Here is a 16,521-nt window from a genome sequence, read left to right as displayed (position 1 = left end):
CCGCGCGCTGGCGGTCGGTCAGTTGTTCGGCTGGCCGATCGGGATCGAGTCACCGAGGTGGCCGGCGTCGTGTCCGTCGCCGCAGGCGCAGTCGTCACCGCAGCCGCCGCAACCGCCGGCGTAGGAGTCGTCGTCGGCGTCGCAGTCGAGGACTCCGCCGAACTTGGCCGCGAAGTCGTCGTCGAGGTCGTGTGTGAGCTCGTGGATCTCGTCGACCAGGTTGATCAGGTGCTGCGGCGCGAACGGATCCGCGTCCACGATTGTCGAGACCAGCAGGTGCTCGTCCTCGAGGGTGAAACGCAGACGCGGCCACTCGCTGGACAGCTCGACCAGCTGCTCGACGGCCTTCGCGCGGTCGGCGATGTCGGTGACGATCGAGGACCAGACGTGCAGCTGCGGGCCGTCCTCCGCGACGGTGACGTAGACGCCGAAGCCGTGGACCGGGATCGCGATGTCGCCGTCCTCGTCGGTCTCCGGTGCGCTCCCGAGCAGCTCGGTCAGCGTCCGCACGGACAGGCTGTGCAGCTGCGCCTGCTCCTCCGTGGCGATCGCGAAGGCGCCATCGAGCTGGAGCGGCTGTTCGGTGGTGTCGTGCTCGGTCATCATTCCCCTGTCCGGCGCCGGCCGGATCTACGGTTCGGGCGCTGCAAAGTCGGTGGTCGGTAAGTGTCCACGATATCGCGGCGGACTCACGATCCTGTCCTGAGGACGTCCACCGAATGGGGCTCCTGTGACGATGCTCTCAGACACGTGCTGAGCGCAGACCGGCCTATCGGTACTGGCCTATTCGAGAACGACGACGATCAGGGGCGCATTCCGTCCTACTGGGAAGGTACTAGGCCTAGAGCCGATAAAATCCCCACCATGACCCCAGCTCTCCCGCGATCACTCGATGTTGCTCCTCCCGAGATCGTGGATCTTTTCGCGGGACCCGGTGGACTCGACGTCGCCGCGCATTGGCTGGGGGTGCCTGCGACAGGCGTCGAGTGGGACGCAAACGCTCATGCGACCAGACAGGCGGCAGGCCTTCGCACAAGATTCGGCGATGTGCGCAACTTCGGCCCTTCAGACTTTCCGGAGGCAACGATCCTCGCCGGTGGGCCGCCGTGTCAGACCTTCACTGTCGCGGGATCGGGGAGTGGACGCCGTGCTCTCGATCAAGTTCTCGCGTTCGTAAAGCGGATGGGCATCGGCGAGGACGTCCGAGCGGACGTCGCCGAGCTTGAGGACGAACGAACGGGCCTTGTGCTGGAGCCCCTCCGATGGGCTTTGGAAGCCAAGAAAGAGGAGAAGCCCTACGAGGCAATAGTCCTTGAACAGGTTCCGGCTGTCCTTCGTGTGTGGGAAGCCATTGGTGAGGTGCTCGAGTCGATCGACTACGAGGTCCACTGCGATATTTTGCGCACCGAGGAGTTCGGCGTACCGCAAACACGTCGCCGGGCCGTGCTGATCGCGCGGTACAAGAAGCCCGCGCGGTTGCCCGACCCGACTCACCGGAGGTACCGAAAGGATGTACCGCGGGAAGAGGGTCGGAAAGACCGCTTGCCGTGGGCAACGCTTGGTGAGGCCCTCGAACGACAGTCCTGGGAGTACGGCAACCGACCTTCGAGGCCGGAGCCATTCGTCGTGATCTCCAACTACGGTTCGGGCGGCGATCCCAAAGCGCGTGGAAGGCGGCATTCCTACCAGCCCGCGGCGACGGTAACTGGCAAAGTGTCACGCAACCGCCTTGTAACACCAGACAACGTCGAGCTTCCACGCTTCACCCACCAGGAAGCCGGACGCCTCCAGACGTTCCCGATCGACTACCCCTGGTCCGGAAAGGATCTCGCACAGCAGATCGGCAATGCGATTCCGCCTCGCCTCGGTACGCACGTTCTTGCCGCTGCTCTCGGGCGCACGCTCGATACTGAACTCCTTGATGCGACAGTGCGTGGCCCGTGGAACAAGCCGATCAAGTAGAAGCCACCCGCTAGACGGGGTTGCAGTCATCCGGATGCCGATGTCGTACGGCACCGCTTCCCAGTCAGTTCTTCTCCAAGGATTGAGATTTCGCCCCGATTTGTCGGTGGGTTGTGGCAATGTCTGAGGGCTCGGCGCCGATTGCCCGTTATGCCCGTAACGGTTTGCCCTCGATCGTCGACATTCCGCAGACGGCGCAGGTCGGGGGCGGCTGACGAGAACTGTGCGACCTAAGGGTGGGACGATGGCAAGGAAATGGGCTGGAGCTGAAGGCGGGCTGGCGGATCACGTGCGCAGCCAGACCGAACAGTGTCTGGCTGCCTACAGGGCAAAGCCGAACTTGATCGAGCAAGATGCGGGCATCGAGCTCTCGAATGTCGAGGGTGGATACGGGCGCAAGCAGCTGTACGAGTTGGTTCAGAATGCTGCCGATGCGATGGTGCAGACCCGTGGTCGCATCGCGTTGGTTCTCGCGAACGGGAACCTGTACTGCGCGAATGAGGGTGCGCCGCTGACGAGTTCGGGTATCGAGACCCTCATGGCTTCCCATATCTCGCGGAAGCGTGACGAGGAGATCGGCCGATTCGGGTTGGGCTTCAAGTCCGTACTCGGGATCTCGGACACACCGGAGATCATCAGTCGCGACGTCTCGATCAGATTCGACCGAGGCGCCAGCGAAGAGATGGTACGCAGCATCAATCCGGGTGTTCCGCGGACTCCGGTGCTGCGGATCGGGTTTCCCTTCGATCCGAGCGACGAGGCTGCGTCGGATACGGTGCTGAGCGAGCTGATGGAGTGGGCGACCACCGTCGTTCGTCTGCCGTTGAAGGAAGGGATCGACTGGCTCGGGGCGAAACTGCTTGAGTTTCCTGCCGAGTTCCTCTTGTTCGCAGAACATGTCGACGGCCTGGACCTCCGGAACGACGACACTGAGACTGGTAAATCGTGGCGTGCGCAGCGCGACGGTTCCCGCGTCACCCTCGTGGCCGAGGGCGGCAACGAGGTGTGGAACGTCTTCCGCGTCACCCATCAGCCCAGTCCCGAGGCCCGCAAAGATGCGGGTGAAATCTCGGGCCGGGGGCGGATCGACCTGGCGTGGGCGGTGCCCCAGAAGGGGCGCGGGCGGGTCGGTTCCTTCTGGTCCTATTTTCCGACGAACTCGCGGACGAGTCTTGCCGGAATCGTCAACGCGCCGTTCAAGACCAACGAGGATCGGCACGACATCCTTGATGGGCTGTACAACCGGGAGGTCCTGACCAGCGTCCTCCCGGATCTGGTCAGTTCCAATCTCGCGGAGCTCGTCGACGTCCAGGATCCCGGTTCGATCCTCGACATCCTGCCGAGCCGTGGACGCGAGCAGCGTTCGTGGGCTGACGATGCGGTCAACGAGCCGATCATGAGGGCTGTGGCCCAGGTCCCCTGTCTCCCGGACATGGACGGCCGTCTGGCCCGGCCGAACAAGGTGAAGCTGCAGCCCGGTTTCCTCTCCGAGTTCAGCTCCTGGAAGCCTCGCTGGGCCGCGGTCGACGGTCGACCGTCGGATTGGGTTCACGGATCGGTCGATCGCACGGCGGAACGCCGCGCGAAGGCCGAGCGGCTCTTGGTATTCGCGGACTCGAAGCCTCGTGGTGTGGGGGAATGGCTCCACGACCTCGCCGCCAGCGCAGGCGTCGTCGGCTCGCAAGAGGCCGCGAAGCTCGCGGCACTGATCGACTCGGACGCGGCCGAGCACATGGTCGAAATGCGGAAGGCTGCCTTCGTTCTCGCGGCCGACGGGACCCTGAAGCTGCCGCGATCCGGTCTCATCTTCCTCCCTGAGACGGGTGACGAGACCGGCCCCGAGTACGTCCACCCCGCTGTCGCGGCGGACGCGGAGGCTGTCGGGGCGCTGGTTCGCCTCGGCATCGGACGCCTTGACCAACTCGGACGTCTGCGTGCTCAGGTCGCACGGATGCGCCAGACGTCCACGACCGGACCGATGGTCGAGCAGCTGTGGAACCTCACCCGCGGACTGCCGGTGAACGATGCCGCCAAGGCGCTCACCGCGGGGTTCGGCATCGCGGAGATTCCCGTGCGAACACTCGCCCGACGTGTCGAGCAGCTAGGTCGCGTGCTGCTGCCGGGTGTACTGGTTCCTGCCGACGGAAGTCGAGACGGCGCGCTCGCGATCGATACCGCGTTCCACGCGGCAGATATCGGACTCCTGCGCCAACTGGGCGCCTCCTCTGAACCTCCGGTCGGGGTGCCCGACAAGGAGGAACAGTGGTTCGCGGACTGGACCGAGGCCGCACGCTCGGCCTACGTGGAGTGGCAGTCAGGGCGCGGCGTGAAGGTCACCGCGTCGAAGATCCGTATCTCGGCCGGCACGACAGTGTGCGGCCTGGACGTTGCGGCGCAGCTCAGTGAGGATGGGCGTGCGGCGCTGACGACGTATGTGCTCCGAACATCGACGACGCCGTGGAGGCTCGACTCCACCAGCAGTGCAGACGGTTCCGTCATGTCCTTCGTGAACCCCGCGGTGTGGTGGTTGAAGCGCTACGGTGTGCTCGAAACCGCCTACGGTCGTCGTTCGGTGACGGATACGGTCGCGTCGATCCCCGGGATTCCTGACGACCTGCTTCCGGTGGCGCGTGTCGCCCCGGAACACGCCAGTGCGCTCGAGCTTGCAGAGGACATCGACGCCCGTCGGTGGACCCGTATCCTCGTGAACCCGTGGCGAGTCCTCGACCAGGAGCATGTCAGTCGGCTCTACGGCTATGCGGCGGAAGCGGGTGCACCCACCCCCGATGAGCTCGGGGTCACGCCGTCGTCCGGAGCGACCTTGGCTGCACCGTCCGAGACGTACGTGACGTGCACTTCCGCCGACTACGATGCCTTGGTCGACAACGGGTACCCGGCGGTGTTGGTTGAGAACGATCGGCATGTCGTGATGCTCATCGAGCGCTGGGGCTTGATCGACGCGCGCACAGTCATCAGCCGTAAGGTCCTCACGGCGGCATCGGGTGAGCCTGTCGCGCTTGCGGACAAGTTCCCGGGTATCCGTGCCTTCGTCACCTCGCCGCCCGACGTGGATCTCGTTCCCTGTTCGGCGATCTCGGTCGAGCTCGGAACGGGGGACAGCGCGGGGATCACCGTGACCGATCACGATCTTCTTCGGGACGGTGAGCGGTGCGTGTACTTCCGCGACGACATGTCGGACGAGGTGCTGCTCGAGCGTCTGGCTCGCGAGCTCCGGCTCTCGCTGTCCGCGGCAGACCAGACGAAGGTTCATCAGATCGGGGTCCGGGGCGCCGCGAGCCAGCTCCGCCGGAAGGTTCAGGCGGAGAAGGACGAGAACCGCAAGTTCGTCATGTTGGCCGGCGTCGATGCGCTGGAGAAGGAGATTCCGGCCGGTGCCAAGGCGCTGGCGGAACGTCGTCGCGGAAAGAAGCTGACACCCGACGAAATCGCAGGCATGGCCCGGGCCTCCCGCGGTGCCAGCTTGCTCAGTCGCCTCGCCCCGGCGATCGAGGAAAAGGGCGTCGTTCTTCCGAAGCTGTCGGGTGGCGTTCAGGCCTCTACCGCGGTCAAGGAGCTGGGGCTGTCGCCGGACTACGCGGGTGCACGTGTCGCCGCGCCGGCAGCTCGGTTCCAGGTGATCGGACCGGTCGCGTTGCCGCCGCTGCACGACTATCAGGAACGGGTCGTGACGAACGTCCTGAAGCTGCTGCAGCCGGGTGGCAAGAACCGTGGGATCGTCGCGTTGCCGACGGGTTCGGGCAAGACGCGGGTGGCGGTCGAATCGCTGATCCGTTTCGTGAAGGAGTCCGAGACCGAGCCACTCATCATCTGGATCGCGCAGTCCGAGGAACTGTGCGAGCAGGCCGTCGACACCTGGTCGTACACGTGGTCGGCGCTGGCCCCTGCCGGTGCGCGTCTGACCATCAGTCGGCTGTGGGGAGCGAACGACGCCGCACCTTCAGAGGATGGTGCTCACCTCGTGGTGGCGACCGACGCCAAACTGCTGTCGTTGGCGCGCAAGGGCAATCACGAGTGGCTGACCAACGCCGAGGTCGTACTGGTCGACGAGGCACACACCTCGATCAGCAAGACATATACCGAGCTGTTCAAGTGGCTCAAGCGGGGCGCCAAGGAACGCGACCGGGCGTTGCTCGGATTGTCGGCCAGCCCGTACCGCGGCCATAACGAGGAGCAGACCAAGGGCCTGATCAACCGCTACGACGCCAATCTGCTGACCGACGGCGTATTCGACGGGGACCCGCATGAGGTGTTGCAGGAAATGGGGATCCTGGCGCGGGTCAAGCACCTCGAGCTCGACGGCATGACGTTGACTCCGGAACAGACGCGTAAGACGTCGGAGGCGGAGTCGATGCACCTCAACGACTACCGTATCGACCTCAATGCGGTTGCGGCAGACCATGACCGGAACAAGGGGATTCTCGATTCCCTGGAGAAGCTGCCGACCGACATGACGGCGCTCGTGTTCGCTGCTTCCGTCCAGCACGCCCAGGTGCTCGCCGCGGTGTTGGACAGCGGTGGCGTGCCTGCGGCGTCGATCGACGGCTACACCCCCGCACCGGAGCGGCGTCGGCTGATCCAGAAGTTTCGCGCCGGTGAGATTCGCGTCTTGACGAACTACAACGTTCTGTCGCAGGGTTTCGACGCCCCCAAGGTCGGTGCCGTCTACGTTGCGCGACCGACGTTCAGTCCCAACCGATATCAGCAGATGATCGGCCGCGGACTGCGCGGACCCGCGAACGGTGGCTCGGAGGAAGTACTCATCGTGAACGTGAAAGACAACATCGATGCGTTCGGAACCCAGTTGGCGTTCCATCACTTCGATGGGCTATGGAGGCGATAGCAATGGCAGAACCGTTGGAACTGAACGACGAGCAGTGTGCTGTCGTCGAGGCTCCCATAGACGAGCGCCTCGTGGTGATCGCCGGTGCCGGCCAGGGCAAGACCGAGGTTGTCGCGGCACGGATCGGTTTCCTCGTGGAGGAAGAGCAGCTGTCGGCTTCGACTGAGGTGCTGGTACTGAGCTTCTCTCGAGCCGCGGTGTCCGCGGTGCGGACGCGTCTGGAACGGCGAGAGGTCGCCGCCGCCAACGTGCGCACCTTCGATTCGTTCGCCGGGCAGATTCTGCTCGACGCGGACATCGAGCCGATGGGCTCGTACGAGGCGCGCATCCGCCAGGCCACCAAGGTGCTCGACGAATCCGACGAGGCGCCCTTCGAGGTCGAGGACCTTCGTCACATCGTCATGGACGAGGTGCAGGACCTCGTTGGCGACCGGGCGGATTTCGTGCTGGCACTGCTGCGTCGCCTCGAACCGGACGTCGGCATCACCGCGCTGGGTGATCCACTCCAGGGCATCTACGATTTCCAGCTGGGCGACTCGAAGAGCAAGACGTCCTCGCAGCAGGTCTTCGAGGCTCTGCGGTCGGAGTTCGGCGCGACGACTCTCGGGCTGGGCGAGAACTACCGCGCGCGGGGTGCCGATCCCCAGAAGGTTGTCGAGTTGGGCAACCAGCTGCGCGGGATGTCGGATGCTAGCAAAGCCGAAGACTCGCTGGACGAGTTCGAGTCGAGTTTGCTCGAGCTGGGGGAGATCGACGAATGGGCCGAGATGCTGTCGGTCGACGGTGTGACGACCGCGGTCCTGTGTGCAACGAACGGCGAGGTGCTCAGGGTCTCGAAGTTCCTCAACGAGAGGGGGATTCGTCATGCGGTCCGGCGTCAGGCGCAGGACTTCGGTGCCGCCAAGTGGGTGGCGCAGACCCTGGGCTCGCTGGACGGGACGGTTGTTCGACGGTCCGAGGTCGAAGAAGCGCTCGAGCGGATCCTCGGCGAGGATCGCGGAGACGACGCTTGGTATCTCCTGAAGGCGGCGGAAGGAAACGCGAAGCAAATTGACGCGCTCAACGTGGCCCGGATCAGGTCGCTAGTCAAATCTGGCACCGTTCCGCTCACGTTGACAGAGCCCGACTCGAGCAACGTCATCGTCTCCACGGTGCACAGGGCCAAGGGGCTCGAGTTCGATCGGGTCTTTCTCGTCGAGCGGACATTTGCGCGGGATGACGAAGACCCGTGGGCGACGATCCGTGCGCGATACGTTGCTCTGAGCCGGGCGCGGGACCAGATCTTCCGGTGCGAGCTACCCAAGACGTACGTGCTGTACCAAGAAATGCGCTGGTTGCCGGGCCGACTGCAGGAACGGGTCAAGAACTGGAAGTCGACCACAAGGCGAACAGCGTCTGTCGAGTTCCAGTACGGCGACGTCGAGGTCGAGGTACCTGTCTCGTTCGGCCAGAGCGATGCGCGAGCGGTACAGGAGACCCTTGCAGCGGAAGACCTTGTGGGTGCACGGCTGGAGGGGCATCTCGATGAAGAGCGGTCGACCGCCGACTACCCGTCATACGTCCTGACTACAGAGGACGGCCGTGTGGTCGGGCGCACAAGTGAGGCCTTCAACGAGTCGTTTGTCAAGGCTTTCAACGTCGGTGGAGGAAGCTGGCCGGAGACCGTTTTCGGCCTGTCGTTGGTGTCGGTGGAGACGGTCGGTGGCGATCCACGACTGTCGCAGGGTGTGGATGTGAGCTGCTCCGGGTTGTGGCTTGCCCCGAGGGTTGTCGGTCTCGCACAGCCTGATTGGTCGAGTAGGTAGGAGATGCTGGTGAGTTCTAATTTGGATACAACTCTGGACGAGAAGTACCGGTTCAGGACGGAGATGGTCGAGGAGCTAGCGCGCGACGTCATCGGCCCGGGCGGCGGTGAGAACGAGGTCATCTCGGAGGCGCCGCTCGACCGATACATCATCGGTGCCCTCTGGCCGGTCGACGACCGCCGGCAGGAGACGCCTGAACCGGACGGTGAGGAATCCGGTGGTTCCGAACCGACCGAGGACAGCCCGGTGGCGCAGGCGTTGATGCGGTACCCGTCGTCGGTCGGCCTGACGTTCTCCGTCCGGCTCGCCGACGCGAGCGAGATCACGATCGCGATCGCGGGCGCGAGCTACACTGCCGTTGCGGTTGAAGGTGACGACGTCGAGGCCAAGAAGAAGCGATCCGACGATTGGCAGCGAGTCCCGCTGGCACTGGATCCCGTTACGGTGTCCATCACAGAACCGGGGCTGTGCGGGCCGAAGGAAGCCGTCGTCGACGGTCTCGAGCTGTACGTGTACGTCCGGCCGCCGCGTGACGGCGTCTCGACGATCTCTGTCGCGCTGCGTAACACCAAGCCTGCTGTCAAGGGTGAGCTCCGGGACGACAAGGCGTGGTTCCAGGTCGGAATCGGCGTCTCGACCGCGGTGCCGGCGATTGTCGACCGGAGCGGCCACGTGAATGTCGGGCACGACCCCGACCTGGACACGTCGGCTCTGCTTTATCGCAACAAGCGGACCTTCGCGATCGGTCATGGATGCGCAGCGGAGTGGGACACGGCATCTGCCGGTGAGTCCGTGGACCACGTTGCAACGACGTTCCTTCCTACCTACGAGGTGTCGCGGGCGAGACCAGGTCTCCTCGACGAGTCCGTCAACCTGCGGATGTCGTTCTTGGCGAACGGTTCCGACGAAGAGGTCGTCGCCAGCCTGCGGGGCCTGGCGGTGCGCTACCGCGAGTGGATCAAGCAGCTCGAGAGCGACCTGACGTCCGGGGACGCAGATGTCCGAGACGAGTTGCTGGAGACGGCGCGGGGGCACGTCGAGGCCGCGCGCGTTGCAGCAGACCGCATCGAGGCCGGCATCGACCTGCTGCGCGACGACCCGGTCAGCATGCGGGCGTTCCGACTCTCGAATCAGGCCATGCAGTTGCAGCGTGCCCGTCAGGACTGGGTCCGTAAGGGGGCCAAGGGGGCGGTCGGTGACGGCGCCGAGGACCGGTGGTATCCGTTCCAGATCGCATACATTCTGTTGAACCTGCCGGGGCTGGCCGACCGGAATCATCCGGACCGGGATACCGCGGACCTGTTGTGGTTCCCGACCGGCGGTGGCAAGACCGAGGCCTACCTGGGGTTGGTGGCGTTCTCGATCCTCCACCGCCGACTGCAGGATCGAGAGGCGCAGGGCGTGGCCGTGATCATGCGGTACACCCTGCGGCTGCTGACGATCCAGCAGTTCGAGCGGGCAACGATGCTCATGTGTTCGCTGGAGACGGTGCGGAAGGCCAACTCCGACATCGGTACACGACCGTTCTCGATCGGGCTGTGGGTCGGCGGCGGCGGTACGCCGAACACATTCGACGAAGCGAGGCGATCGCTGCGAGATCTTGCATCGGGTCGTGAGCTGCAGGAGAAGAACCCGGTGCAGCTGACGCAGTGCCCGTGGTGCGGAACGGCACTCGACCACAAGAACTATGCGGTGCTCAAGCATCCCGACCGGCACCTGCACATCGGATGCGGAACTGCCGGCTGCGATTTCACGGACGGTCTACCCGTGCATCTGGTCGACGAGGACATCTATCGGGAACGTCCCGAGCTGATCCTGGGCACGGTCGACAAGTTCGCGGCGATGGCATGGAACGAGAACGTCGGCAAGCTCTTCGCCCGAGACGGCATCGGATATCCGCCGAACCTGATCATCCAGGACGAGCTGCACCTGATCTCCGGACCGTTGGGGTCGATGGTGGGACTCTACGAAACTGCCGTCGATGCAGCGTGTTCGGTGGATCCGCTCGCCGAGTCCGAAGATCGGGGCCGGCCGAAGGTGATCGCCTCGACCGCGACGATCCGTCGGGCCGAGAAGCAGATCCGCTCGGTATTCGCGCGTACAGCGGCACAGTTCCCGCCGCCGGGTATCAACCCCGACGAGTCGTTCTTCGCCGAGCCCGCGCCGCGAGACACGCACGGCACCCGGCAGTACGTCGGAATCATGTCGCCGGCCACGAGCCACGCGACGCTACTGGTCCGCGTGTACGCGGCGCTGCTGCAGGCGGCCAAGGACATCGAGGGCGACGACGCCACACGCGATCCGTACTGGACGCTCCTCGGCTACTTCAACAGCCTTCGGGTGCTCGGCAGCGCCAACCTTCAGGTGGAGGGTGACGTCCGTGAGCGCCTCCGGGTGGTGTCGAACCGAAAGGACACGACGGCGCGTGAGCTGAAGCCAGCGAACGAACTCACCAGCCGGGTCGCGTCCTCCGAGATCCCGGAGCGGCTCAAGCGGATCGAAGCCACGTTGGCGGACGGCAAGCCGGACGATGTCGTGTTGGCGACCAACATGATCTCGGTCGGTGTCGACATCGACCGTCTGGGGTTGATGACCGTGATGGGGCAGCCGCAGTCCAGCTCCGAGTACATCCAGGCGACCAGCCGCGTCGGGCGAAAGTTCCCGGGATTGGTCGTGACGATCTTCAACGCGGCTCGTTCGCGTGATCGTTCGCACTACGAGAGTTTCGTCCCGTACCACCAGGCCCTCTATCGAGCGGTCGAGGCGACCAGCGCCACGCCATTCGCGGCCCGCGCCCGGGACCGCGGCTTGCACGGCGTGCTGGTGTCGCTCGCAAGGCTGTTGGTTCCGGGTCTCGCGCCGGACACTGCGGCGCACCTTGCCGACGACAACTGGGAGGACCTTCGCAAGATCGCCGACATCCTCACGCGCCGAGCCAAGACTGTGCTCGAGGATCCGGCGAAGAACGGGGACGAGGAAGCCGCCGAGGAACTGGCCGCCACGGTCGACCAGGTCGATGCGCTGTTGGACGTGTGGTCGGAGGCCGGTGAGGCGAAGCCGAACATGCGCTACCAGAACGTTCGAAATCTCGATGCGGCGTTGCTCGTCGACCCCGCGGCAGCCCTGATCCACGATCACATCGAGTACTCCCAGAACGAGGCTCCCTGGCCGACGATGCGCAGCATGCGCGAAGTCGATGCGGAAAGCGGCCTGTACCAGATTGCGATGAAGAGGAAGTAATGACGACTGGAGCGAAGGCCCGCAGGGGTCAACTTCTCAGCACGTACGGGATCGGCGGGCTCTTTCCGTCGGAGACGACGAGCTACATGATCGTCGGTTTGGACGAGTGGAACGAGAACCGCGCGCGTCCCGTGAGTGAGCCTCGGCTCGCCCGTTCGTTGCGGGTGAGCGACCTCAAGACGCCACCCGCCGGCACGGCACGGGACGTGCCGGTGATCCGGTTCCCGCTGACGCAGGTCTGTCCGTCCTGTCGTCGGATCGGGTCACTGCCAGACCTCGCGAAGGACTGGAACGTCGCGAAGTGTGCGCAGTGCAAGGACAAGGCGCTGCTGACGCCGTTCCGTCTCATCACGGCGTGCGCGAAGGGGCACATCGACGAGTTCCCCTACTTCCGGTGGCTGCACAAGGGGACGGTGTCGGCCGACGGCGCGAAGCACGAGATGACGATGACGTCGCTCGGCCGGACGTCGTCGCTCGCCGACCTCGTGCTCAAGTGCACCTGCGGGGTGAAGCCGAAGTCGCTGGACGGAACCTTCGGCCCGAAGGCGCTCGCCGAGTTCGGCACGTGCAGCGGCGCACGGCCCTGGCTGGGTGGGGAGGCACGGCAGGACTGCGCGGAGATTCCTCGTGTCCTCCAGCGTGGTGCGTCGAACGTGTGGTTCCCCGCAGTGCGGTCCGCGATCTCGATCCCGCCTTACTCGGAGGCATTGGCAAAGTTCGTCGACAAGCATTGGATCTCGCTGGAAGACCCGGACGCCGTGACGCCGAGGCTGATCGAAAACATCGCAAAGTCGTCCAACGGCAAGCACTCGGCGGAGGAAATCACCGCGGAACTCGAGCGTCGGCGTAGCGAGGAGAAGGATGCGGACTTCAGCGAGTCGGCGCTGCGGCGTGACGAGTTCAGTGCGCTCATGGCAGGTCGGGAAGAAAACGGCATCGACTCCGATTTCGTGTGCCTGCCGATGCGGCTGGATTCGTCGCTGCCGAAGCTGGTAACCGAGGTGCGCAAGGTTACGCGCCTGCGTGAGGTGCGGGCGCTGTATGGCTTCTCCCGCCTGGACGGTGTGACGGAGCTCGGCGCCGAGGGGCTGTGCGATCTGTCCCGCACCCGACAGCACTGGTTGCCGGCGATCGAGGTCATCGGCGAAGGTGTGTTCGTCGCGCTGGACCGGGGTGAGCTCACTAACTGGTCCAAGGAGCGGTTTGCCCAGCGTCGCCGGAAGCTGCTTCAGTCGGCCGCCGACCGGCGGGCCGCGGAGTTCGGGCGTCCGGCGCCGCGTATCGACATCGTGGAGGTGGCCGTGCACACCCTCGCGCATGTCCTCATCGATCAGTTGTCGCTGGATGCGGGCTACCCGGCGGCGTCGCTGCGCGAGCGCCTCTACGTCGACGACGAAATGGCAGGCATTCTCGTGTACACGGCGAGCTCGGATTCGGCGGGCAGCCTCGGCGGCGTGGCGTCTCAGGCGTCGCCGGACAGCTTTGCCGACGCACTCCGCGAAGGGTTGACGCGGCTCTCGTGGTGCTCATGCGACCCCGTGTGTATCGAGTCCAAGGCGTCCGGCGCCGACGCGCTCAACCTGGCGGCCTGCCACGCGTGTGTGCTGGTGCCGGAAACGTCTTGCGAGCTCACGAATACCTTCCTCGACCGTGCGTTGTTGTTCGGCACTCATGAGGAAGACGAGGCGGACGCTGGCCTACTCAGCACGTTCGTAGCCGCAGGCTGACCCTCCGGGGCGGCGGGACGGGCAGCTCTCGTCCCGCCGCCTCTCCCGGGTGGGAGCCTGCGCTACCGCGGGCTGTCCGACGACTAATCTGACCCCGATAGTTCCATGTTCGAAGGAGTCCTGAGTGGCAGACATCGCCGCTGGTGAGCGCGTTGTGGTCCGTGACGAGGAGTGGCTCGTGCGGTCGGTGCGGACCACCGAGCGTGACGGCACGCGCGTCGAGGTGACTGGAATCGGCGAGCTCGTCCGCGACCAGGACGCCGTCTTCTTCGATTCCCTCGACACGATCGACCGGCTCGACCCGCGTGACGGCAAGCTCGTGCTCGACGAATCGGCGGGCTTCCGGCGCTCTCGGCTATGGCTCGAGTCGGTGCGTCGCAGCAGCCCGGTACCGGCCGCCGAGACGCGCATCGCGGTCGGCCACCGCGGTCTCCTCGACAGGATGGACTACCAGCTTCGCCCGGCCGCACAGGCGCTGCAGAACCTGCGACCGCGGATTCTGATCGGCGACGCCGTCGGTCTCGGTAAAACCTTGGAGATCGGTATCCTGCTGTCGGAGCTGATCCGGCGCGGCCGGGGCGAGCGCATCCTGGTGGTTACGCCCCGCGCGGTGCTGGAGCAGTTCCAGCACGAGCTGTGGACACGGTTCGCGATCCCGCTCGTCCGGTTGGACTCCGGCGGCATCCAGAAGGTCAAGCAGACGCTCCCGAGTTCCCGGAACCCGTTCAGCTACTACAAGCGGGTGATCGTCTCGATCGACACCCTCAAAAACCCGGCGAAGTACAAGCACCACCTGAAGAATCACAAGTGGGACGCCGTCGTGATCGACGAGTGCCACAATCTGATCAATCGCGGAACTCAGAACAACGAACTCGCGAAACTCCTTGCCGCGCAGACCGATGCGCTGATCCTCGCCAGCGCCACCCCACACAACGGCAAGCCCGAGTCGTTCGCGGAGCTGGTGAACCTGCTCGACCCGACCGCCATCGCCGACCGGACCGAGTACACGGCCAAGGACATCGAACACCTCTACGTCCGTCGGCACCGGAACTCGCCCGACGTCAAGCTCGACGTCGCGCACAAGTGGAAGCAGCGCCGGACCCCGAAGGTGGTCGAGGTGGTGCCCAACGCCGCGGAGATCGCGGTGCTGCGGGAGCTCGAGGACACCTGGCTGCATCCCGACGGCGGCTCGGTGGTGACGGGCCAGGGGCGTCAGCTCTTTCCGTGGACGCTGTTCAAGGCCTTCCTGTCGTCGCCGAAGGCGCTGCGCGCGAGCGTCGAACGCCGCCTCAAGACCCTCGACTCCACGACGTCCCCGGAGGCCAAGGCGCTGCTGCGGCTCGACGAGCTCGCCGAGGCGGCGGACGCGAAGACGCCCTCCAAACTGGTGAAGTTGATCGACCACCTCACCGAGATGGGGGTCGGCAAGGGCTCACCCACCCGCGCAGTAGTCTTCTCCGAGCGGATCGACACCCTCACCTGGCTCGGGGCGGAGGTGGCCAAGCGGCTCAAGCTGCCGGCCAAGGCGGTGCAGGTGCTCCACGCCGGGCTGCCGGACGAGAAGGTGCAGGCCGTGGTGGAGAGTTTCGGGCAGGCAAGCTCGGACATCCGCATCCTGCTCGCGTCCGACATGGCCTCCGAGGGGCTGAACCTGCACAAGGAATGCCATCAGCTGGTCCACTACGACCTGCCGTGGTCATTCATCCGGATCCAGCAACGCAACGGCCGCATCGACCGCTACGGACAGCTTCACGAACCCCAGATCGCGGCCCTGGCGCTGACCAGCGACGTCGATGACGTACCCAGCGATCTGCGGGTGGTCACCAAGCTGCTGCAGAAGGAGCACGAGGCCAACCAGGCGCTCGGCGACGCGGGCGTTCTCCTCGATGTGCATGACGCGGAGATCGAAGAGCAGACGGTGATGAAGGCCATCCGCGACGGCAAGGATCTCGATGCGGTGGTCCCGGAGCCGACGCCGGCAGCCCTGAACAACCCGTTCGCCCGCCTACAGGTCACGGCCGGCGGCCACGAGGGTGACCCGACGCCGGAGGAGGTGCCGCGGCGGTCGCTGTTCAAGGACGACGACAACTACCTCGCCGACGCGCTCGCGGACGTCGCCGCCGAGCCCGGTGGGCATGCCCTGGAGGTCTCCCGGGACGACGACAAGGACATGATCGCGTTCAACCCGCCGTCGGATCTGGTGCCGCGGTTCCGCGACCTGCCGTCGGAGTACCTCGACGAGCAGAAGATCGCCGAGCGGCTGCGGCTGTCCGGGAGCAACGAGTTCTCGGAGGAGCGTCTGGACAAGGCGCGGAAGTCGACGGACAGCGCATGGCCGGACGTGCACTTCCTCGCCCCCATTCACCCGGTGTTGGACTGGGCAGCGGACCGATCCGTCTCGCGCTTCGGGCGCAACGAGATTCCGGTCCTGTCCGGCAACGTGAGCGAGCCTGTGTTCCTCACCCAGGCGGTGTGGTCGAACTCGCTTGGCCAGCCCGCGATTGCGCACTGGGGTGCGGTGCGGGGGCTTCCCGATCACCCGGAGGTCGGGGACTTCGACGAGACGCTCGACCAGGCCGGCATCCGGGAGGGTGCATCGAACGCCGGTTTCGCCGACGTCGACCTCGACGCGCTGCAGTACCGGGTGGGCGCCGCGGTGGACGCCGCGACCGAACACATTCGTGAATGTCGCGACGACTTCGAAGCCGATCTGCTCCGACGGATCGACGAGTACCGCCGCGGGCTGAAGGGCTGGGAGCAAACCGCTCTCGGCATCGTGACCGACAGCGGCCGCCGCACCGGGTCGAGGCTCGAGATCGAGGCGACCGTCGACCAGTCGACCGCTCTCATCGATGCCCTCGCCGCCAGCAGCGATCCCTTCGTTCGCGTCGTCGCCGTGATCGTGCCGAAAGCAGGTAGCTGAGCC

General features: G+C 65.4%; 7 protein-coding genes. 6 read left to right on the top strand and 1 reads right to left on the bottom strand.

The features are described 5' to 3' along the window. Positions 1–18: 18 nt before the first annotated feature. Positions 19–603, bottom strand: a complete 585-nt coding sequence (locus tag DEU38_RS15405) for a T3SS (YopN, CesT) and YbjN peptide-binding chaperone 1 (RefSeq protein ID WP_114722322.1) — start codon at positions 601–603, stop codon at positions 19–21. 261 nt (positions 604–864) lie between these two features. Between DEU38_RS15405 and DEU38_RS15400 the strand changes: the two genes are divergently transcribed. From DEU38_RS15400 to DEU38_RS15375, 6 genes are all read left to right on the top strand, one after another. Continuing rightward, complete coding sequence (locus tag DEU38_RS15400; RefSeq protein ID WP_114722321.1) at positions 865–1,962, top strand: DNA cytosine methyltransferase; 1,098 nt, start codon at positions 865–867, stop codon at positions 1,960–1,962. Positions 1,963–2,302: 340 nt separating this feature from the next. Then, positions 2,303–6,823 carry a DEAD/DEAH box helicase gene (locus DEU38_RS15395; RefSeq protein WP_181818799.1) on the top strand — a complete coding sequence of 1,507 codons (4,521 nt, stop codon included), beginning with the start codon at positions 2,303–2,305 and terminating at the stop codon, positions 6,821–6,823. A 2-nt stretch (positions 6,824–6,825) separates the two neighbouring features. Then, positions 6,826–8,628 (top strand): UvrD-helicase domain-containing protein, encoded by a 1,803-nt coding sequence (locus DEU38_RS15390; protein WP_258557930.1) that lies wholly within the window; start codon positions 6,826–6,828, stop codon positions 8,626–8,628. Between the two features lie 9 nt (positions 8,629–8,637). Beyond that, a complete protein-coding gene (locus tag DEU38_RS15385) occupies positions 8,638–11,868 on the top strand; it encodes a helicase-related protein (protein WP_258557929.1) in 3,231 nt (1,076 codons plus the stop codon). Further along, positions 11,868–13,595: a DUF1998 domain-containing protein gene (gene drmB / locus DEU38_RS15380; RefSeq protein ID WP_258557928.1), complete on the top strand. Its 1,728-nt coding sequence runs from the start codon at positions 11,868–11,870 to the stop codon at positions 13,593–13,595. The genes DEU38_RS15385 and drmB overlap by 1 nt, the downstream gene beginning before the upstream one ends. Positions 13,596–13,719: 124 nt before the next feature. After that, positions 13,720–16,518 (top strand): DEAD/DEAH box helicase, encoded by a 2,799-nt coding sequence (locus tag DEU38_RS15375; protein ID WP_114722272.1) that lies wholly within the window; start codon positions 13,720–13,722, stop codon positions 16,516–16,518. Positions 16,519–16,521: the final 3 nt, after the last annotated feature.

Origin of the sequence: Rhodococcus sp. AG1013, assembly GCF_003350365.1 — a bacterium.
GTDB lineage: Bacteria > Actinomycetota > Actinomycetes > Mycobacteriales > Mycobacteriaceae > Prescottella.
Note: the sequence above shows the minus strand (reverse complement) of the source record. Positions and strands in the feature narration are given on the sequence as shown.